The sequence below is a fragment of the Nocardiopsis akebiae genome, from assembly GCF_018316795.1.
GTDB classification, from domain to species: domain Bacteria; phylum Actinomycetota; class Actinomycetes; order Streptosporangiales; family Streptosporangiaceae; genus Nocardiopsis; species Nocardiopsis dassonvillei.
Genome location: NZ_CP074132.1, coordinates 1,986,632 through 2,005,811, shown reverse-complemented (window position 1 = coordinate 2,005,811; position 19,180 = coordinate 1,986,632). Strand labels below are relative to the sequence as shown.

Annotated in this window: 15 protein-coding genes; 7 read left to right on the top strand and 8 right to left on the bottom strand. The window is 72.5% G+C overall.

Annotated features, from left to right (window positions below):
• The first annotated feature begins 13 nt into the window (after positions 1–13).
• Together KGD83_RS08575 and KGD83_RS08570 are read left to right on the top strand one after the other, a co-directional pair.
• Positions 14–340 (top strand): tetratricopeptide repeat protein, encoded by a 327-nt coding sequence (locus tag KGD83_RS08575; protein WP_013154318.1) that lies wholly within the window; start codon positions 14–16, stop codon positions 338–340.
• A gap of 165 nt (positions 341–505) precedes the next feature.
• Positions 506–1,648, top strand: a complete 1,143-nt coding sequence (locus KGD83_RS08570; RefSeq protein ID WP_212643300.1) for an L-cysteine desulfhydrase Cds1 — start codon at positions 506–508, stop codon at positions 1,646–1,648.
• 9 nt (positions 1,649–1,657) lie between these two features.
• On the opposite strand, the gene KGD83_RS08565 is transcribed toward KGD83_RS08570, so the two are convergent.
• On the bottom strand, positions 1,658–3,763 hold the full coding sequence (locus KGD83_RS08565) for a DNA gyrase/topoisomerase IV subunit B (protein WP_212643299.1): 2,106 nt from the start codon (positions 3,761–3,763) through the stop codon (positions 1,658–1,660).
• 354 nt (positions 3,764–4,117) lie between these two features.
• Here KGD83_RS08565 and KGD83_RS08560 point away from each other — a divergent pair, with 354 nt between their 5' ends.
• Positions 4,118–4,336, top strand: a complete 219-nt coding sequence (locus KGD83_RS08560) for a DUF7455 domain-containing protein (protein WP_047869571.1) — start codon at positions 4,118–4,120, stop codon at positions 4,334–4,336.
• 46 nt (positions 4,337–4,382) lie between these two features.
• Here KGD83_RS08560 and KGD83_RS08555 read toward each other — a convergent pair whose 3' ends face one another.
• Positions 4,383–5,060 carry a GNAT family N-acetyltransferase gene (locus KGD83_RS08555; protein WP_212643298.1) on the bottom strand — a complete coding sequence of 226 codons (678 nt, stop codon included), beginning with the start codon at positions 5,058–5,060 and terminating at the stop codon, positions 4,383–4,385.
• 247 nt (positions 5,061–5,307) lie between these two features.
• Here KGD83_RS08555 and KGD83_RS08550 point away from each other — a divergent pair, with 247 nt between their 5' ends.
• Positions 5,308–5,946 (top strand): hypothetical protein, encoded by a 639-nt coding sequence (locus KGD83_RS08550; RefSeq protein ID WP_249352218.1) that lies wholly within the window; start codon positions 5,308–5,310, stop codon positions 5,944–5,946.
• Positions 5,947–5,992: 46 nt separating this feature from the next.
• Positions 5,993–6,733, top strand: coding sequence for a peroxide stress protein YaaA (yaaA, locus tag KGD83_RS08545; protein ID WP_212644327.1), 741 nt, complete (start codon positions 5,993–5,995; stop codon positions 6,731–6,733).
• Between the two features lie 458 nt (positions 6,734–7,191).
• Here the strand turns inward: yaaA and KGD83_RS08540 are convergent, their stop codons facing one another.
• Both KGD83_RS08540 and KGD83_RS08535 read right to left on the bottom strand, forming a co-directional pair.
• A complete protein-coding gene (locus KGD83_RS08540) occupies positions 7,192–8,904 on the bottom strand; it encodes an RNA polymerase sigma factor (RefSeq protein WP_212643296.1) in 1,713 nt (570 codons plus the stop codon).
• A gap of 366 nt (positions 8,905–9,270) precedes the next feature.
• Complete coding sequence (locus KGD83_RS08535; RefSeq protein WP_212643295.1) at positions 9,271–11,352, bottom strand: SpoIIE family protein phosphatase; 2,082 nt, start codon at positions 11,350–11,352, stop codon at positions 9,271–9,273.
• 569 nt (positions 11,353–11,921) lie between these two features.
• On the opposite strand from KGD83_RS08535, the gene KGD83_RS08530 reads away from it, so the two are divergent.
• Entirely contained in the window at positions 11,922–12,209 is a 288-nt protein-coding gene (locus tag KGD83_RS08530) for a hypothetical protein (protein WP_212643294.1), read from the top strand.
• Between the two features lie 199 nt (positions 12,210–12,408).
• The gene (locus KGD83_RS08525) at positions 12,409–14,025 is read left to right on the top strand and encodes a hypothetical protein (protein WP_212644326.1); all 1,617 of its coding nucleotides are present in this window, start codon (positions 12,409–12,411) and stop codon (positions 14,023–14,025) included.
• Positions 14,026–14,047: 22 nt separating this feature from the next.
• Here KGD83_RS08525 and KGD83_RS08520 read toward each other — a convergent pair whose 3' ends face one another.
• The 4 genes from KGD83_RS08520 to KGD83_RS08505 form a co-directional block, all read right to left on the bottom strand.
• A complete protein-coding gene (locus tag KGD83_RS08520) occupies positions 14,048–14,845 on the bottom strand; it encodes a tyrosine-protein phosphatase (RefSeq protein ID WP_212643293.1) in 798 nt (265 codons plus the stop codon).
• A 47-nt stretch (positions 14,846–14,892) separates the two neighbouring features.
• Positions 14,893–15,627, bottom strand: a complete 735-nt coding sequence (locus tag KGD83_RS08515) for a nucleotidyltransferase family protein (RefSeq protein ID WP_212643292.1) — start codon at positions 15,625–15,627, stop codon at positions 14,893–14,895.
• 42 nt (positions 15,628–15,669) lie between these two features.
• Positions 15,670–18,138 (bottom strand): AAA family ATPase, encoded by a 2,469-nt coding sequence (locus KGD83_RS08510; RefSeq protein WP_212643291.1) that lies wholly within the window; start codon positions 18,136–18,138, stop codon positions 15,670–15,672.
• 192 nt (positions 18,139–18,330) lie between these two features.
• Positions 18,331–19,029, bottom strand: a complete 699-nt coding sequence (locus KGD83_RS08505; RefSeq protein WP_212643290.1) for a ribonuclease HII — start codon at positions 19,027–19,029, stop codon at positions 18,331–18,333.
• Positions 19,030–19,180 lie beyond the last annotated feature (151 nt).

Sequence of the window (19,180 nt, the reverse complement as noted above, 5' to 3'; positions counted from 1 at the left end):
CGGAAGGAGCACCGTGGAAGAGAACACCTACGACACCTTCAACCGCGCCCGCATGTTCATGGAACTGGGCGACCCCATCTACGCAGCCCGCACCCTCGAACCGATCGTCGACGACGAACCGGACAGCCGCTCCCTGCTGGAGCTGCTGGGCCGCGCCTACTTCCACTCCGCACAGCTCAACAAGGCCGAGCGGACCTTCCGCAGGATCATCGAGCTGGACCCGGTGGACAACTGGGCGCACATCGCCCTGGCGCGCACGCTGGAGCGCCAGAGCCGCCACGAGGAGGCGGCCACCTACCGGCGCATGCACGCGGTGATGTCCGGGGGCTCCCTGGACTGAGGTCCCCTCCCGGTCCGGCGCGCCCGCGTGCGCGCCGGGGCAGGGGGGACCACTCGCCCGGGCCGTCCCCCGCGGCCGGGCCGCATGGACGCCCCCGTACGAGCAGGAGCGGGGCCGGGCCCCTCGGGGCGCGGCCCCTCCCGTGTGCGGGCTACGCTGCTGGGCATGGCATCCTCACCGACAGGTCCGCGGCCGGGCGACGACACCCCGTGGGTGGACCGGTGCGACGACAGCGCCCGCTCCTGGGCGGACGAGGCGGTGCGCAGGGTCGTCGCCGACGCCAACCGCTCGGCCGACACCCACCTGCACGTGTTCCCGCTCCCCCCGGAGTGGGGCATCGACCTGTACCTCAAGGACGAGTCCGTGCACCCCACGGGCAGCCTCAAGCACCGGCTGGCGCGCTCGCTTTTCCTGTACGGGCTGGCCAACGGGTGGATCCGGGAGGGCACCACCATCGTGGAGGCCAGTTCGGGCTCCACCGCGGTGTCGGAGGCCTACTTCGCCCAGCTGGTCGGCCTGGACTTCATCACGGTCATCCCGCGCAGGACCAGCCCGGAGAAGATCGCCCTGATCGAGCGCTACGGCGGCAGGTGCCACTTCGTGGACGCCCCGCCCGCGATGTACGCCGAGGCCGAGCGGCTGGCCGCCGAGACCGGCGGGCACTACATGGACCAGTTCACCTACGCCGAGCGGGCCACGGACTGGCGCGGCAACAACAACATCGCCGAGTCGATCTTCGAGCAGCTGGCCATGGAGCGCCACCCGTGCCCGGAGTGGGTCGTGGTGGGCGCGGGCACCGGCGGCACCTCCGCCACCATCGGCCGCTACCTGCGCTACCGGCGCCTGGGCACCCGGTTGGCGGTGGTGGACCCGGAGAACTCGGCGTTCTTCCCCGGCTGGGTCACCGGCGCGCCCGACTACGCCACCGGGACGCCCTCCCGGATCGAGGGGATCGGCCGCCCCCGCATGGAGCCGAGCTTCGTGCCGTCGGTGATCGACCTGATGATGCCGGTGCCCGACGCCGCGAGCATCGCCGCGATGCGCCACCTGCACGACCGCACCGGGCTGTCCGCCGGAGGCTCCACGGGCACCAACCTGTGGGGGGTGTGGCACCTGGTGGCCAGGATGCTCCGAGAGGGGCGCAGGGGCAGCGTGGTCACGCTGATCTGCGACGGCGGCGAACGCTACCAGCACAGCTACTACAACGACGCCTGGGTGGCGGAGCGGGGCCTGGACCCGGCTCCCTACCGCGCGACCATCGACCGGTTCCTCGCCGAGGGGGTCTGGGAGCCGCCCCAGACCCCCTGAGGGGCCCGGTCAGGTGTCGATGCGGGCCACGTCCAGCTCCTGGGCGCCCTGCTGGATGAAGCGGCGGCGCGGGGCGACCTCGTTGCCCATCAGCAGGTTGAAGACGGAGGAGGCCTCCTCGGCCTGCTCCACCCGGATCCGGCGCAGGGTGCGGTGACGCGGGTCCATGGTGGTCTCGGCCAGCTGGTCGGCGTCCATCTCGCCCAGGCCCTTGTAGCGCTGCACCGGCTCCTTCCAGGAGATCTTGCGCTTCTCCAGGTCCAGCAGCGTGCGCGAGAGCTCGGCGTCGGAGTAGGTGTAGACGTAGCGGTCCTCGGGCTTGCTGCCGCGCTTGCGCCGGGTGTTGGTCAGCTCGATGCGGTGCAGCGGCGGCACGGCCGCGTACACCCGCCCGGCCTCCAGCATGGGCCGCATGTAGCGGTAGATGAGCGTGAGCAGCAGGCAGCGGATGTGCGCGCCGTCCACGTCGGCGTCGGCCATGAGGATGATGCGGCCGTAGCGGGCCGCGTCGATGTCGAAGGTGCGCCCCGAACCGGCGCCGACCACCTGGAGGATGGCCGCGCACTCGGCGTTCTTGAGCATGTCGGTGACCGAGGACTTCTGCACGTTGAGGATCTTGCCCCGGATCGGCAGCAGCGCCTGGAACTCCGAGTCCCGGGCCAGCTTGGCGGTGCCCAGCGCCGAGTCCCCCTCGACGATGAACAGCTCGCTGTGCTCCAGGCCCTCGCTGCGGCAGTCCACCAGCTTGGCGGGCAGCGCCGAGTTCTCCAGGGCGGTCTTGCGCCGCTGGGTCTCGCGCTGCTGACGCGCGGCCAGGCGGGCCTTGGCCGCGCCGACCACCTTCTCCAGGACGCTGCGCGCCCTGGCCTTCTCCACCTTCTTGGTGGAGGTCAGGAACTCGCGCAGCTCCTTGCCGACCACCTGGGAGACGATCCTGGTGGCCGCGGAGGTGCCGAGGATCTCCTTGGTCTGGCCCTCGAACTGGGGCTCGGGCAGGCGGACGGTGACGACCGCGGTGAGCCCCTCCTGGGTGTCGTCCTTGGTGACGGGGTCGTCGCTGTTCCTCAACAGCTTGGTGGTGCGCAGCTGCTCGTTGATCACCCGCACCAGGGCCCGTTCGAAGCCGTTGATGTGGGTGCCGCCCTTGGGGGTGGCGATGACGTTGACGAAGGAGCGCACGGTGGTGTCGTAGCCCGTGCCCCAGCGCAGGGCGACGTCCACGTCCAGGCGGCGCTCGACGTCGGCGGGCACCATGTGCCCGGCGTCGTCCAGGACCGGGACGGTCTCGGTGAAGTTGCCGCTGCCCTGGATGCGCAGCACGTCGCTGACCGGCTCGTCGGGGGCCAGGAAGGTGCAGAACTCGCCGATGCCGCCGTCGAAGCGGAACTCCTCCTCGTGGGCGGGCTCACCCTCCACGCGCTCGTCGCGCACGGAGAGGGTCAGCCCCGGCACCAGGAAAGCGGTCTGGCGGGCCCGGTCCAGGAGAGCCTCGCGGGCGATGTCGGCGTCCTTGAGGAAGATCTGCATGTCCGGCCAGAACCGGATGCGGGTGCCGGTGATCTTCTGGGCCACCTTGCGGACCTGCTCCAGGCCCGAGACCGGCGTGAACTCGGCGTCGGGGCCGGACCCGGCGAAGCGGCCGGGGATGCCCCGGCGGAAACTGATCGCGTGGGTGCGGCCCTGGCGGTCGACCTCGACGTCCACGCGCGACGACAGGGCGTTGACCACCGAGGCGCCGACGCCGTGCAGGCCGCCGGAGGCGGTGTAGGAGCCGGAGCCGAACTTGCCGCCCGCGTGGAGCTTGGTCATGACCAGTTCCACACCGGACAGGCCGGACTTGGGCTCGGCGTCCACGGGGATGCCGCGTCCGTCGTCGCTGACCGAGACCGACCCGTCGGAGTGCAGCGTGACGTCGATCCGGGTGCAGAAGCCGCCCAGGGCCTCGTCCACGGAGTTGTCGATGATCTCCCACATGCAGTGGGTGAGGCCGCGGCTGTCGGTGGACCCGATGTACATGCCCGGCCGTTTGCGCACCGCCTCAAGACCTTCGAGGACCGACAGGTGTCGGGCGGAGTAATCCTCGGGGTCGTGGACGACTGCGGTCAAGGCGGTCACTCGGACATCTCCTGCGTCTTCAGGGCCATCAGGGCGCTGTGCGGTGCGTGCCCTTTGTACCGCGCCGCACTGACGAATAGGGGGCGGCGTGCCGGTCGCTTGCTACCGCCGGGACCCGGCGGGAGGACGGGGGCCTGCCCCGCGCGAGACTACCACCTCCGGTGGATGCGACCTGGATGCTCCCCTTTTCCTGGGATGCCGGACCATGAGGCGGGTACAACAAGGACATGAGACGACATCCAGGCATCAACCAGGCAGATTCCGCTGTCGGCGTACACGGGACCGGGTTGGGAACGTCCTGGTCGGGTTAAATGTTGTCAGAGGTGACTAACGCCGAGTATTGAGGATGGCGAAGTGACTGGAACCCTTGCCCCCACCCAGCCGCTGACGGCTGCTGACCGTTGCGACCGCTGTGGTGCGCAGGCTTACGTCCGGGTGCTGCTGAACTCCGGCGGCGAGCTGCTGTTCTGCGCCCACCACATGCGCAAGCACGACGACTCTCTCCGCAAGATCGCCTCGGACATCCAGGACGAGACCGACAAGCTCAACGAGAGCAAGACGGACGAGCGTTAGCCACAGAGCACAACAGAACAGGCCTGAACACCGGCGGCGGCTCCCCTCAGGAGCCGCCGCCTTCGCGTGCGCCCTCCAGTACACGGCTGTGGTACCGCGACACCTCGGCGAAGCCCGCGCGCCCGTACAGTCCGAGCGCCGGGGCGTTGTCGGCGACCACGCACAGGTAGGCCCGCCGCGCACCGCGGTCGTACCCCCAGCGCAGCAGGTCGGCCAGCAGCCCGGAGGCCACGCCGCGCCCGCGCGCCGCGGGGTCGGTGAACATGGCGCAGACCGCCACCGACTCCCCGTCCAGCACCGCCGCGCCCCGGCCCAGGCCCAGCTCGGCCGTTCCGTAGGCGGCGTCGACCCGGCCGAGGATGCGCGCTGCCCCGGTGGTCGGCCACCCTGGCCCTGGCGAGGCCTCCACCGAGGACGTGCCCGGGGCGTCGGGGCGCGCGCCCAGTTCGCGGGCCAGGACCAGCGAGGGCTCCACCACCGCGTAGCCGTGCTCCGCCAACCGCCGGTCGACCTCCTCCTCACCCGGCCACACCTGCACGCAGGGCCTCAGCCCGCGCCCGGTGTAGTAGGCGGTGACCTCGGCTACCGGCGCGTGCGGGTCCAGCACGAGCGCGCAGTTGGCCCGCTTGGTGATCCCCTCCGCGAAGCCGAACCGCCAGCCGCCGCGCTCCTCCACCTCGAACGGCGGCCAGTCCCGCGTCACCCGCCGCGCCCACTCGTGCACGCCCGCCCCCTCTCCCGGAGCCGACGATGCTATCCGGCGGGTCCGCGGCGGCCGCGGGCCCGCCCCCCGGTACGGCTGCCCGGGGGGTGCGGGCCCCCGGGCAGCCGTGGTGGCAGCGTTCCTGACACGGCGCCCTCCCGGTGGCGAGGATGGCCGCATGGACTCCACTCCCCGACGAAGCCCCTTCACGTCCGCGTCCCTGAGAACGTCCCTGCTCCGCGATTTGCCGGGGCGGGCCGAAACCCCCGTGCCCGGCCCCTTCCCAGGCCGCTGGCCGACCGCCGTCTCGCTGGCGGCGGCTCCGCCGCTGCTCCTGGCCGGGGAGCTGCTCAAGGCGCCGCACCACTTCTTCTTCCCGGACCAGATCGCGGCGTACGCCGACGACCCCGTCCAGATGGCCTGGGGGTACGGGCTCTGGTTCGCCGGACTGCTGTTCCTGGTGCCCGCCTTCGCCGGACTGGCGGCGTCGATCACCAGGACCCGGCCCGCGTTGGGCACCGCCACGGGGATCGTGTGCCTGCTCGGCCTCATGGTCGCGGCCTTCTTCGAGGGAACCAACTTCGCCTCCCTCCAGCTCGTCAGTTCCCACTCCCCGGAGCTGGCCACCGCGTTCGTCGAGTTCCTCTACCCGCGGGTGCACGTGGTGTACGCACTGGTGTGGGCCCCCAACCTGGGCTGGGTGCTCCTGGCCGCGGGACTGCTCGCCACGCGCTGCGTGGGCCCGGTCCGCTTCCTGTGCGTCCTGTTGATGGCGCTGCACGCCAACGGCGTCCTCAAGGGCTTCAGCATCGCGGGCACCGCCTTGGACGTCCTGCTGTGCGTCGCCTTCGTCACCCTCGCCGTACAGGTCCTCCGGCGCCGGGAAGCGGCTCCGGACAAGCCCTAGCATGGGCGGGGTATCCGACCGCCGCCTCCACCTGGGAAGTTCCACCATGCTCATCCTGCTGCCGCCGTCCGAGGGCAAGGCCTCCTCCGGCGAGGGCCCCCGCCTGGACCTCGGAACGCTGACCCTTCCGGAACTGACCGGAGCCCGGGAGCGGGTCATGGCGGCGCTGGCGGACCTGTGCTCAGGGCCCGAGGAGACCGCGCTGGAGACCCTGGGGATCAGCGCCAGGCAGGCCGACGCGCTCAAGCGCAACCTGGACCTGACGACCGCGCCGACCCTGCGCGCGGCCGACCTGTACACGGGCGTGCTCTACGACCGGCTCGGCCTGCCCGACATCCCCGACGCCCGGGTCCTGATCTTCTCCGGGCTGTGGGGCGCGGTCGGACCCGCCGACCGGCTGCCCCCGTACCGCCTGTCCATGGGCGTGAAGCTGCCGCCGCTGGGCGGGCTGGGCGCCTACTGGCGCCGCGAGGCGGCCGCGCCCCTGGACGAGCTCACCGCGGGACGGCTCCTGGTCGACTGCCGCTCGTCCGCCTACGCCGCCGCCTACGCTCCGGGCACCGGCGTAGCCGTCAGGGTGCTGCGCGAGCGCACGGTGGACGGGGTCGCCAAGCGGACGGTGGTCAGCCACATGGCCAAGGCCACCCGGGGCGACATCGCCCGCTCCCTGCTTCTGGAGGGCGTGGACGCCGCCACCCCCGAGGAGCTGGTGTCGGCCCTGCGCGACCTCGGACACACCGTGGAGCTGCCCGAACGGCACGTGCTGAACGTCGTCGTCCGCGACTGAGGGGAACGCCGGGGATACGGGCGCTGACCGCGGCGGCGGGACCGCGCCCGTGTGAGCGGAGGGGGCCTCCGGGCGCACGCGGGACGGGGAGCGGCCGCAGGCCACTCCCCGTCACATAACGACTCGATATCGCGACTTTATGCCGCACCTACAGTACGTGCGGCACGATGGGCACCGTCGGATCGGATGACACGGCACCTCGGACGACACGGTGCCTCGGATGACACAGTGCCCGGGAGACCCAAGGACGCTCCCGAGCGCGACGGGCACCCCGGAGTACCAACGGGGGCTGCTCCGGCACACGCGGACGTCGCCACAACCGCGCGGAACTGGGGGTGCCGGTCCCGGGTCGGCGCGCCCCGCCTTCGGACAGGGGCGCCGGCCCGGGGCCGGTCCGGTTCTCTTCAGCCGCCGGTCAGCGTGCCAGGACCGCCGACCGGCCGACCACCCGGGTGAACCTAGTCCAGGTAGTCGCGGAGCACCTGCGAACGCGACGGGTGGCGGAGCTTCGACATCGTCTTGCTCTCGATCTGCCGGATGCGCTCACGGGTGACCCCGTAGACCTTGCCGATCTCGTCTAAAGTCTTCGGCTGGCCGTCGGTGAGACCGAAACGCATGGACACCACGCCCGCCTCGCGCTCGGACAGCGTGTCCAGCACCGAGTGCAGCTGCTCCTGGAGCAGGGTGAAGCTGACCGCCTCGCCCGGCTGGATCGCCTCGGAGTCCTCGATGAGGTCGCCGAACTCGCTGTCGCCGTCCTCGCCCAGCGGGGTGTGCAGGGAGATCGGCTCGCGGCCGTACTTCTGCACCTCGACGACCTTCTCCGGGGTCATGTCGAGTTCCCTGGCCAGCTCCTCCGGGGTGGGCTCCCGGCCCAGGTCCTGGAGCATCTGGCGCTGGACGCGGGCCAGCTTGTTGATGACCTCGACCATGTGCACCGGGATGCGGATGGTGCGCGCCTGGTCGGCCATGGCCCGGGTGATCGCCTGGCGGATCCACCACGTGGCGTAGGTGGAGAACTTGAAGCCCTTGGTGTAGTCGAACTTCTCCACCGCGCGGATCAGACCGAGGTTGCCCTCCTGGATCAGGTCCAGGAAGAGCATGCCGCGGCCGGTGTAGCGCTTGGCGAGCGAGACCACGAGCCGGAGGTTGGCCTCCAGCAGGTGCTTCTTGGCGCGGCCGCCGTCCTCGGCGATCCACTCCAGCTCGTCGCGCAGCTCGACGGTGAGGAGCTCGGCCTCCTCCGCCAGCTTCTCCTCGGCGAACAGGCCGGCCTCGATCCGCTTGGCGAGTTCGACCTCCTGCTCGGCGTTGAGCAGCGGGACCTTGCCGATCTGCTTGAGGTAGTCCTTGACCGGGTCCGCCGTCGCGCCCGCGGCCACGACCTGCGCCGCGGGGGCGTCGTCATCGTCGTCGTAGAGGACGAAGGACTCGTCCTCGTTGGCGGGTTTGGTCGGGGCGCCCACGGCCTCGGGCTTGGCGGGCTTGAGGTCCTTGTCCGCCGGGTCCGGGGTGTCCTCGACCAGCTCCAGCTCGGCGCCGGTGTGCTCGAGGTCGTCCAGGCCCTCCTCGTCCTCGTCGAACTCGCCGTCCGCCGCGAGCCCGAGCTCCTTGGTCGCCGTCTTCTTGGCGGCGGCCTTGAGGCCGGTGGTCTTGGCGGCCGGGCCCTTGGCCGCGGTGGTCTTGGCGGCCTTGGTCGCGGGCTTCTTGGGCGCCGCCTTCTTGGCGGGCTTCTTGGCCGCGGGCTTCTTCTCCGCCTTGGCCTCGCCCCCGGCGTCCTCTGCGGAACCGACCACGGCCGTGACCGTCTCGGTCTGCTCCTGGGCCGCCGCCGCGCGCACGGGCTTGGCGGCCCTGCTCGTCGCGGTGGTCTTGGTGGACCTGGTCGAGGTGGACCGCGTGGCCGCCGTCTTGGTGGTCGCCGCCTTGCGCCGCGGCGCCTTGCGCCGGGAGGAGGCCGACTCGGGGACGAGCACGGTCACGCCCTCCTTCGCGAGGCTGCGGAGCACGGACTGCGCCTGCGACATCGGGATTTCGGCCTCTTCGAAGGCACGGCGCACGTCCTCGGGCTCAAGGAAGCCCTGGGACCGCCCACGCTCGATCAGCTGCTGAATGACGGGCTCTTGCAGTGACTCGGACTGCTTCGAGCGAGTCGAACTGGCAGATGACACAAACACCTCTCGAACGGACGTGTGGCGAGATTGTCGGACCCGGTGGTCCGCCTGGCCGGGACCGGGCACTGCGCCCTCTCCCACCTGCGGCCTGGGATCGTCCCCACTGGGGCGGGGAAGCCGTTGGTCTTTCAAGCGTATGCGCTCTCCAGGGTCGTCCCCGTCCAGCGTATGCGCTCCCGGAGGTCACCCCCGCAGAGGATCACCCCCGCATCGCGGGGCGGAACGGCTTCTTCACTGTAGGCAAGGCAATGGACTTGTTCGTACGGTCTGTCGTCGGTCTGCCGACGGTTCACCGGCACGGCGCGGACCGGTGCGCACCGGTCCGCCACAGACCGGTGTCCACCGGTTCGCCTCGAACCGGCACTACCGCTCCGGCACGGAGTCGATCACCGGAAGCTGGACGGCGAGCAGCGTGACGTCGTCGTCCTGCTCATACCCATCGAGCATGCTCTCAACAAGGTACTCCAGCATCTGCTGTGGATCGCCCACCACCTCCGGAGGGGCCGAGGACGCCACGTGGACGAGCTCGTCGAGTCCGGAGTAGACGGACCGTTTGCGGTTCTCAACCAGTCCATCGGAGTACAGGGCGACGGTGTTACCGGGTTGGACGAAGAATTTGTGGTGACCCCGCGGGGAGCTGACCCCGAGCGGTGTGTCGGGTTCGGTGTCGAGCAGTGACGGCCGCGCGCCGCCCGCCACGACCAGCGGCGGGAGGTGTCCCGCGTTGCTGAGGTCGAGCTGTCCGGTGACGGGGTCGAGCACGAAGTAGACCAGTGTGGTGACCTGGTCCATACCCTCCGTGGCCGAGAACATGCGATCCAGGCCGGCCAGGACGTCGGCGGGCTCGGGCATGGAGAAGGCCAGGGCGCGCAGCGCGTTGCGGATGCGGCTCATCCCGGCCGCGGCCGGGATGCCCTTGCCCATGACGTCGCCGAGCACCCCGGCGACGCGGCCGTCGGGCAGCGGGAAGGCGTCGTACCAGTCGCCGCCGACCTGCACGTTCTGCGACCCGGACCGGTAGTAGGCGGCCAGGCGCACACCGCGCACCCCGGGCAGTTCCTCGGGCAGCAGGCTGCGCTGGAGCTCCTCGGCGGTGCTGTGCTCCTGCTCGTAGAGGGTCGCGCGGCCGATGGCCAGCGCGCACTGCCCGGCCAGGGCCTCCAGGAACACGCGCTCGTCGTCGGAGACCTCGCGCGGGGTGGAGAAGGCGAAGCGCAGCGCGCCGATGGGGCGCCCCGCGGTCATCATCGGCAGCGCGATCCAGGCCCGCTCGGGCGTGGAACCGACGAGTTCGTCGACCTCGGGCGCGCCGTCGAACAGCGCGCCCAGCTCGGCCGGGTTGGCGGCCAGGCGGGGCAGCCGGTCGGCCACCGCCAGGGCGGCGATGTCGGGGTGGTCCGTGGGGAAGGTGGAGCGGGGCAGCTGGTGGGCGTGCGCGGCGGCGATGGTGCGCAGCCGCAGGCGGTCGCGGTCCAGCAGGACGACGCAGGTGTGGTCGGCGCCCACCCCGGAGCGGCCGATCTCGGACATGGCGTTGACGACCTCGTCGGCGGTGAGCGCCTCGGCCAGGTCGGAGGTGGCCTTCTGGAGGCGGGCGGTGCGCATGGCCGCCTCGCTGAGCTGCTGGTTGAGGCGCTGGCGGAGTTCGTCGGCCTCGCGCTCGTTGGTGATGTCGGCGAGGGTGCCGACCCACTCGGCGGTCCGCGTCCCCTCCATGACCGGATGGGCCCTGGCCCGGTAGTGGCCGTAGCCGCCCGAGCGGGTGCGCACGCGGAACATGGCGTCGAAGGGGGTGACGTCCAGGACGGAGTCCTCCCACGCGCGCTCGACGCGGGGGCGGTCCTCGGGGTGGAGGGCGTCGAGCCAGCCCCGGCCCAGGTAGTGCTCCAGCTCCTGGCCGGTGACGGCCCGCCACTGGGGGCAGTCCTCGCGGATCTCGCCGCCGGGCCCGGCGGCCCAGACGATCTGGTTGCCCGCCTGGAACAGGGCGCGCAGCCGCTGCTCGTCGCGGCGCAGGGCGGCGCCGTCGTCGGCGGGTTCGGCGCCCTCACCGGCGGGGACGGCGATGAGGGCGACGTACTCCTCGTCCGTGTCCGGTTCGGTGACGGGGAACCAGGTCAGGTCCCACAGCTGTCCGGCGGTGGCGCGGTGGCGTCCGCGGACGGCCTGTCCGCTCTCGCGCGCCCGGGCCAGGCCGGTCCGGTGGTCGGCGGCGGCGTCGCGGTCACCGCTCTCCTCCAGCAGGTCGCCGGGGTCGCGGCCCAGGCACTCGGCGGGAGCGCGCCCCAGGACGTCGGCGGCCAGGCGCTGGTTGATCGTGCCGAGGAGACCGTCGGGGCCGAGCAGCGCGAACCCGATCGGGGAGTCGGTGAGGAGGGATCCGACCGCGTCGGGGAGTTCCGCCCCGCTGACCCGGGGTGGCGGAATGGACGTCTCGGCGCTCAACTGCTCGACACCTCCGGAACCGTCGATTCCCCAGCCGTGTTTCGTTGGGGGGTGCTGCCTGGGCCGCGCGGCCCCTGTCGACCGGCCGCCCCCGGCGTGAAAGCCGGAAGTCGCGCGGCGCCGAAGGTAATCGGGGGGCTCCGCGGCTCCCGGGAGTCACGCTCGATGACTCCTCTCGGCCGCTGTCACGGCTCAAGCATAAGACACAGCCGTCCACACGCAACGGCCGTCTCGGAGGGAGGCCGCCCGCGGACGTGGAAGGTAAACAATAGGCCACCCGGGGGTCGCGTCACAGCGGACGGAGACTTTCGGCGACGTGTTTTCCGCCCATTCCCGGCGATGGGAGTTCCCGGGAGGTTTGCGTTCTCCACTCGGGACCAGGGGCGTTATACGCCTGAAACACCCTTTTCGCCTTGTTGAACTGCGATGACTGTGGTGTTCGAGTAAACGATGCTTCCCGGAGGTTTTATCAACAGCGTGCCGGGAGAAGGGTTGACACTCCGTCCAGAACAAGTGAAATGGGTGGAGGTCACCGTCCAGGCCATCTCCAGCTAGGGGTGTGAGCGAGAATGCTCCAGACCTTCCCGGTCCAGGATCTCAGTCGGATCTCGGCACGGCTCCACGACGAGTTCAGTGCCCTGTCCCACCGATGTGTCGAACGCTGCGTCAGCGACACCTGGAACTGCGTCGAACACCTGGGCATCACGGTCACGCCGCACCTGGTCGAGCGGGTCGCCCGCGAGCACCTGGAGGCGATGGTGAACTCCGTGCCGCCCTCCCCGCCGGCCAGGAAGCCGGCGCGCAGATCGGCCGCGGGCCTGTTCGGCGGCCACCGGGGCATACCGAAACCTCGCTGAGCCCGACGGACGCCACCAGGGGCGCGGCCTCCCCCGACGGGAGCCGCGCCTTGGTCGCGCCCCGAGCCGCCGGGGCGCCGCCGCCGGTTCACGGGAACGGAGGAGCGCACACCCGGGGCTGGCATACGCTCGGGTGGTGCCCTCCCCGATGCCTCCGTCCCCAGGTTCCGAACCGGTTCCCCGCGCCGTCTTCGACGAGATGCTGCGCGCCGCCAGAGCGCTGCTGGCCATGCGCCACCCGCTCGACGCCGAACTCGCCTTCAGCGAGCTGCTCGGCACTTGGTGGGGGGAGCGGGTCCCCGGAGTGGACGTGGAGAGGCTTCTCGGCGAGGGCCTGGTGGCGCACGCAACCGCCTCCGGCAAGCCCGCGGGACTGGGCGTGCTCGCGGCGGTCACCGCCCTGGGCACCTCGTCCGAGCAGCGGGGACTGGCCGAACAGGGGATGATCGCGCTCCGCGAGCGCGGCCTGCAGGTACCGGCGTGGGCCTCCCAGCTCGGCGCGGTCACACCGGTGGCCGTCTACGTCAGCACCGACCAGTTCGGTGACACCGAGGACTTCGTGTGCGTGTTCAGCCGTGACGGCGACCACCCCGGTCACCCGGGCTCGCTGCCGCCCGAGCACGCGCTGATCCTGGTCCTGGACCACAACGGCGGCGGCGTGCTGCGCGACGCCTGGGTGACCACCAAGGTCGAGCAGCTGCTGGAGAGCTGCCGGACCAGGGCCGAGGCGGACGAGTTCGCGCGGTTCACGCAGGTGGAGCTGACCGAGGCGCGCGCCCTGCTGTCGCGGGCCCTGGAACGCACGGAGCAGGTGGTGGCGGGCGCGCCCGCCGACCGGGCCTCGGGGGCGCTCGTGGAGCCGGTGGGACTGAAGGTCTCCGACCTGACCGGGGGGTCGCTGGCCGCGCACTTCGCCCTGGCCAACGCGCGGGTGCGGTCCCTGCCCACACCTCCCGAGGGGGTGGACCCCTTCCCCGCCCCGGTGTGGCGGCGCGACCGGCGGGCGGTGCTGGCCGCGCGCTTCCTGGCCTCGGACGAGGCCGCCGAGCTCTCCGACTCCTACGCGGCGAGCCGCTGCGCCGACCACATCATCACGCACGGCTGCGACGTGGACGGCGGTCGGCCGATGCGCGTCAGCCCGCGCAAGGTGGAGTCCTTCCTGCTGCACTGGCTGCCCGGCCGGGTGGTGCTGCTGCCCGAGGAGCAGGAGGCCATGCCGCACGTGCTGGCGGCGTGGGTGCGCTGGGCGGGCGGACGCGGCGGGCTGCCGCGGGTGGCGGTGGGCGCGACGCTGGACGCGGTGTGGGAGTCCACCGCGGAGTTCACCCGCACCTACCGCGACCCGGCGCGCCCGCTGGGGCTGCGCCAGGAGGCGGTGCGGAGGCTGATGCCGGACGGCGACTTCTCGTCGCTGGCGCGTCGGATGTTCGCGTTCCCGCTGCTGGCCAGCGAGCTGGTGACGTGGGCACCGGAGGAGTTCGACCCGGACACGGCCCGGGGCCGCAGAGCGCTGCTGCGCCTGGACCACTACGGCGAGTACGAGGCGGCCACACCGCACAGCGGCCGCCACTCCAGCGGGCAGGACCGGTGGTACCGGCCGGTGACCGGCGACGACCCCGAGCGGGAGCGGGAGCTGGACCGGCACGAGCGCCTGGCCCGGCGGCTGTGGCACGGCAGGCCCGCGAACCTGTGGGCGGCGGCCCGGCGGATGCTGGACCGGGGTGTGGACCGGCCCGGCGTGCTGGCCGCCCTGGGCGAGGTGCTGGAGGCCGCCTCGGACGAGGGCGACCTGCGCCGCCGCCTGGACGCGCTGTAGGCCGCGCGCCCCGGCGCCGCGGCTACTCCAGCATGCGCTCGCGCAGCTGCTCGACGGTGGCGTCGGAGAGCTTGAGGCCCTCGGTGACGTAGGCGTCGAAGGAGCCGTGGACCTCGTCCACGTGGTCGAAGGCGGTCTCCAGGTACTCGGCGCGCACCCGCGTCATGGGGACGACCTCCTCCCAGTCCAGGGCGCTGTGCCGGGCGAGCCTGCGCATCCACTCGTCGGTGTTGGCCTGGCGCCCGTTGCTGGCCAGGTAGTCGGCGACCACGGCCTCGCGGTCCACGCCCAGCAGGCCGAGCAGCAGGGCGGCTCCCCAGCCGGTGCGGTCCTTGCCCGCGCTGCAGTGGAAGACCAGGGCCGCCGGGCCACGGGCCGCCCGCTCGACCAGCTCTCGGTAGCCGGTGAGCGCCTCGGCGTCGGTCACCAGCTCGCGGTAGACGCCGTGCATGAAGCGCTCGGCGGCGCCGTCGGCGAACATGAGGCGGGCCTTCTCGGGGTCGGCCAGGGCCAGGGAGAAGTTGGCCCCGGCCGCCTCGGGGTCCTGCACTGCCACGACCGCGTACTCGGCGCCGTCGGGGACGACGTCGGGGAGGGTCTCGCGCTCGTGCGGGGTGCGCAGGTCGACGAGCTGGCGGATGCCCAGGCCGTTGTAGGCGGGCAGCTCGTCGGCGGCGATCGCGTGCAGGGCGTCGGAGCGGTACACGAGCCCTCGGCGGACCGTGCGGCCCGAGGCGGTGCGGTGCCCGCCGAGGTCGCGGAAGTTGGGGGCGCTGGAGAGGAGGAAACCGTCGTTCGTCACCTTGGTGACGATACCCATCCTCCCCGGCGCCCGGTCAGTCGGCGTCCGCTGTCCCCCGGCCGGGGTCAGGCGCCCTCGCGCATGGCGGTGATCCGCTCCCCCGCCTCCTTGACGTCCTTGGCGGTGTCCACGCCGCGCCAGAAGCCGTCGATGCGGTAGGCGGTCAGGCGCCCCTCCTCGGCCAGTTCGGGGAAGGTGGAGGACTCGTGGTCGCCCTTGGTCGGCAGCAGCGGGGTGACGCCCGGCTCGAACAGGTACACCCCGGCGTTGATCCACACCGGCAGCAGCGGGCTCTGGGTGAAGCCCTCGATCCGGTCCTGGTCGTCCACGTCCACGATGCCCCAGGTTGTGCGGAACCGGGCCAGTGCCAGGGTGGCCAGGCCGCCCCGCTCGCGGTGGTGGGCGGTCATCTCGTCCAGGGGGAACCAGGTGAGCACGTCGCCGTTGAGCGCGAAGTAGGGGGCCTGCGGGTCGCGCAGACCGGTGGAGGCGAAGCGCAGGGCCCCGCCGCGGCCCAGCGGCTCGTCCTCGACCAGGAGCGTGATCCGCGGGCCGCCCTCGCGGGCCTCCAGGTGCTCGCGCAGGACCTCGGCCTTGTAGCCGCAGGAGACGACGACGTGTTCGACGCCGTGGCCGGTGAGCCACTCCAACTGGTAGTCGATGATGGGCCGTCCGGCCACCTCCACCATCGCCTTGGGGCGGGTGTCGGTGTAGGGCCGCAGCCGGGTGGCCTGGCCCCCGGCGAGGATGAGCGCCTGGGTGACGGGGGACGCGGGGGAGGAAGTGGGTGCAGCGGTCATGGACCGGACACTAGCAGCACGCGCGTGCGCGGCTCCTCGGGTCTACTGCGTCGCCTCGGCGTACGCCTTGCGGACGTCGGCGCTGGTCAGCACGGTGAGTTCGGCGGCGGTCGCGGCCTCGCCCAGCTCCTGGGACACGCGCAGGTCGCGGTGGGAGCACGCCTTCTCGAACAGCGAGCGGGCGAAGCGGCCGTTGCCGAGCTCGTCGATCCACCCGGCCTCGCACACGTGCGCGAAGATGCTGCGCAGGTCCTCGCGCGCGGTGTCGTCGAAGGCGTCGCCGGTGCGGGCGGCCACGGCCTCGGCGATCTCTGTGAGCTCGTCGGCGGTGTAGGAGGGGAAGCGCACCCGCACGTTGAACCGCGAGGACAGCCCGGCGTTGGAGGCCAGGAACCGCTCCATCTCCGCCGGGTAGCCCGCGAGCACGACCACGAGCCGGGACCGGTCGTCCTCGGCCCGCTTGAGCAGGGTCTGGATGGCCTCGGAGCCGAAGGCGTCGCCGCCGCTGTAGCCGGGGTTGACCAGGGAGTAGGCCTCGTCCACGAACAGCACGCCGCCCAGCGCCCGGTCCACGAGCCGGTTGGTCTTGACCGCCGTGGCGCCCAGGTGCTCGCCGACCAGGTCGGCGCGCTGGGCCTCGACCACGTCGGCGCGGCCGAGCAGGCCCAGCGCCGCGAAGACCCGGCCCAGCACCCGGGCGACGGTGGTCTTGCCGGTGCCGGGCGGGCCGGAGAACACGAAGTGCCGCATGGGCGCCTGGTTGAGCAGCCCCTGCTCCTCGCGGAGCTTGGCCACCCTCAGCTGGGCCACGATGGAGCGGACCTGCTCCTTGACCGGCTCCAGGCCGATCATGGCGTCCAGTTCGGCCATCGCCTCGCCGATGCCGGGCGCCTCGCCGAAACCGGGCAGGCGCGAGGTCAGCTCCCGGTGGGCGGCCTCCACGTCCGAGGCGCGGACGGTGATGAGTTCCTCGGCCTCGGGCCGGGGCGCGGGCTCCGCGCCGTCCACTCCGGCGGTGACCACGCGCACGTCGCGGGCCTGGGCGGCCTTCTCGACCACCGAGCGGGCGAAGCGGCCGTTGCCGAGCTCGTCGACCACCTCGCGCTGGACCACCTGGTCGAATCTTCGCCGCAGCGCCTGGGCGGCTTCCTCGTCGAGGGTGTCGCCGCGCTGGTGGACGAGGGACTCGGCGATGCGGAACAGCTCGTCGGCGGTGTAGCTGGGGAAGTTGATACGGGTGGCGAAGCGCGAGGCCAGACCGGGGTTGGAGGCCAGGAAGGCGTCCATCTCCTTCTCGTACCCGGCCAGGACGACGACGAGCTGGTCGCGGTCGTCCTCGGCGCGTTTGAGCAGGGTCTGCACGGCCTCGTTGCCGAACCGGTCGGCCTGGCCGTCGCCCTCGTTGACCAGGGAGTAGGCCTCGTCCACGAACAGCACGCCGCCCAGCGCCCGGTCGATGAGCTCGTTGGTCCTGATCGCGGTCGCGCCCAGGTACTCCCCCACGAGGTCGGCGCGCTGGGCCTCGACCACGCGGGCGGTGGGCAGCAGCCCGAAGGAGTGGAAGATGGTGGCCAGGGTGCGGGCGACGCTGGTCTTGCCGGTGCCGGGCGGGCCGGAGAAGACCAGGTGGCGCAGGGGCCGCTCGACGGGGAAGCCCGCGTCGGCGCGCAGGCGGGCAGCCTCGATGGAGGCGGCGATCCCGCGCACCTGCTGTTTGACCGGGTCGAGGCCGACCATGTCCTCCAGTTCGGCCAGGGCCTGGTCGACGGGGACGGGTTCGTCGTCGGCGGCGGCAGGAGCGCCCCGGGAACCGCTGCCGGTGCGCGCGCGCAGCGTCCGGGTGCGGCCCTCGGCTCCGTTCCTGTCCCCGGGCGCGTTCACGGGGCCCGCGCCGCCGTTGCGGCGCGAGACGGGCATGGACTTGGCGGTCTCGCGCCGGTTGGCCTCGCTCTCCCGGTGGATCTGGCGCGAGGCCGACAGCCGCCACAGCACGCAGGCGCCCGCGGCGGCGTAGAGCAGGGCGATCCCCCAGGAGGCGGCGAAGGGCTCGACGACCAGCCCGACCAGGGCCAGGGAGAACCCGGCGATGAGCCCCGCGGTCAGCGAGAGCACGGTGGTGTGCCAGACGGGGAACTCGCGCGCCCGCCCGGCGGCCAGGACCACGAGCGGGGGCAGGGGCAGGACCAGCAGCGTGACGGGTTCGCCGGTGAGGGGGATCTGGAAGAGGGGGACGGCCACCGCGAGCCAGAGCACGCACACCATGACGGTGGCGAAGGCGTCCGCGGAGCGCATGAGGGCGGCCAGGACCATGAGCAGGACCAGGGCCCCGGTGACCGCGCCGAGGACGGAGGCTCCCGTGACGAGCGCGACGACGGCGACCACGGTCAGCAGGACCAGCGCGGACACGAGCCTTCTGCCTAGGGGGATCCGGTGGTAGAGGGGGCGCACGCGGTCGAGTCCCGAGGCGCGTCCCGGCTCCGCGGCGGCGGTGGAGCGCATCTCACGCGTCATCCATGCACCTTCCTGCGTGGGGGTCCGTGGCGGTCGGCTCTCCTGACCGGCGGGGTTCGGGTCGGGGGCGGGGGGCGCCGGGGGGCCGACGTCCACAGCCACAGCCTTGCCCCAAGTGGGGCGGATGTCCAGTACGGGACCGCGTGTCGTGCCCCCTGGAGGGGGGCCGCCCGGGGGCCGCGGGTCCGGTGCTCACAGCAGGGGGAGCTGCCCGCCGGGAGCGGGGCGGGCCCTGCGCAGGTGCTTCCATCGGGGCAGGTCGTCGAGGTAGGACCAGCTCATGCGGTGGTGCGGGGTGGGCCCGGACTCGGCCAGGGCGGCGCGGTGCACGGGCGAGGGGTACCCGGAGGCCCGCTCGAACCCGTAGCCCGGGTGGTCGGCGGCCAGCTCGGCCATGAGGGCGTCGCGGCGGACCTTGGCCAGGATCGCGGCGGCGGCGACGCTGACGCAGGCCAGATCGCCCTTGACGCAGGTGCGCACCCTCCAGGGGCGGCCGATGAAGTCGTGCCTGCCGTCGAGGATGACGGCGTCGGGCCGCGGGGAGAGCGCGTCCAGGGCGCGGCGGGAGGCCCGGTGCAGCGCCTCAGTCATGCCCACCTCGTCGATCTCCTCGGGAGAGGACCAGCCGAAGGCGTGGTCGGCGACCCAGGGGCGCAGTTGGTCGGCGATCTCCCGGCGGCGTCCGGGGGTCAGGCGCTTGGAGTCGGTCAGGCCGGAGGGCGGGTCGCCCTCGCCGGGGACGGCGGCGCAGACCAGGAGCGGACCGGCCCAGGCGCCGCGGCCCACCTCGTCCACTCCGGCGACCACACGCGCCCCGGAGGAGCGGAGCTCGTCCTCCAGCTCGTAGGTGGGTGCGGCGGGCGGCTGGGCGGGCGTGGATGTGGTCGGCACGGTGTCCACCCTAGGGCGTGCGGCGCGGAGGCCGTGCGGGGACCGGGGCGCGGACGGCCCCTGCCGGACGGCCCCGATCCCGGACAGGACGGCCACGCGAGCACCCTTTCGCGCGACTCGCCGGGCACCACGAGAGGCCAACGGCCATGAC

What these genes read in the sequence shown, in the direction of transcription:
- KGD83_RS08570 (WP_212643300.1), top strand. Translation starts at nt 506, where the DNA reads ATGGCATCCTCACCGACAGGTCCGCGGCCGGGCGACGACACCCCGTGG.
- yaaA (WP_212644327.1), top strand. Translation starts at nt 5,993, where the DNA reads ATGCTCATCCTGCTGCCGCCGTCCGAGGGCAAGGCCTCCTCCGGCGAG.
- KGD83_RS08530 (WP_212643294.1), top strand. Translation starts at nt 11,922, where the DNA reads ATGCTCCAGACCTTCCCGGTCCAGGATCTCAGTCGGATCTCGGCACGG.
- KGD83_RS08525 (WP_212644326.1), top strand. Translation starts at nt 12,409, where the DNA reads ATGCTGCGCGCCGCCAGAGCGCTGCTGGCCATGCGCCACCCGCTCGAC.
- KGD83_RS08520 (WP_212643293.1), bottom strand. Translation starts at nt 14,845, where the DNA reads ATGGGTATCGTCACCAAGGTGACGAACGACGGTTTCCTCCTCTCCAGC.
- KGD83_RS08515 (WP_212643292.1), bottom strand. Translation starts at nt 15,627, where the DNA reads ATGACCGCTGCACCCACTTCCTCCCCCGCGTCCCCCGTCACCCAGGCG.
- KGD83_RS08510 (WP_212643291.1), bottom strand. Translation starts at nt 18,138, where the DNA reads ATGACGCGTGAGATGCGCTCCACCGCCGCCGCGGAGCCGGGACGCGCC.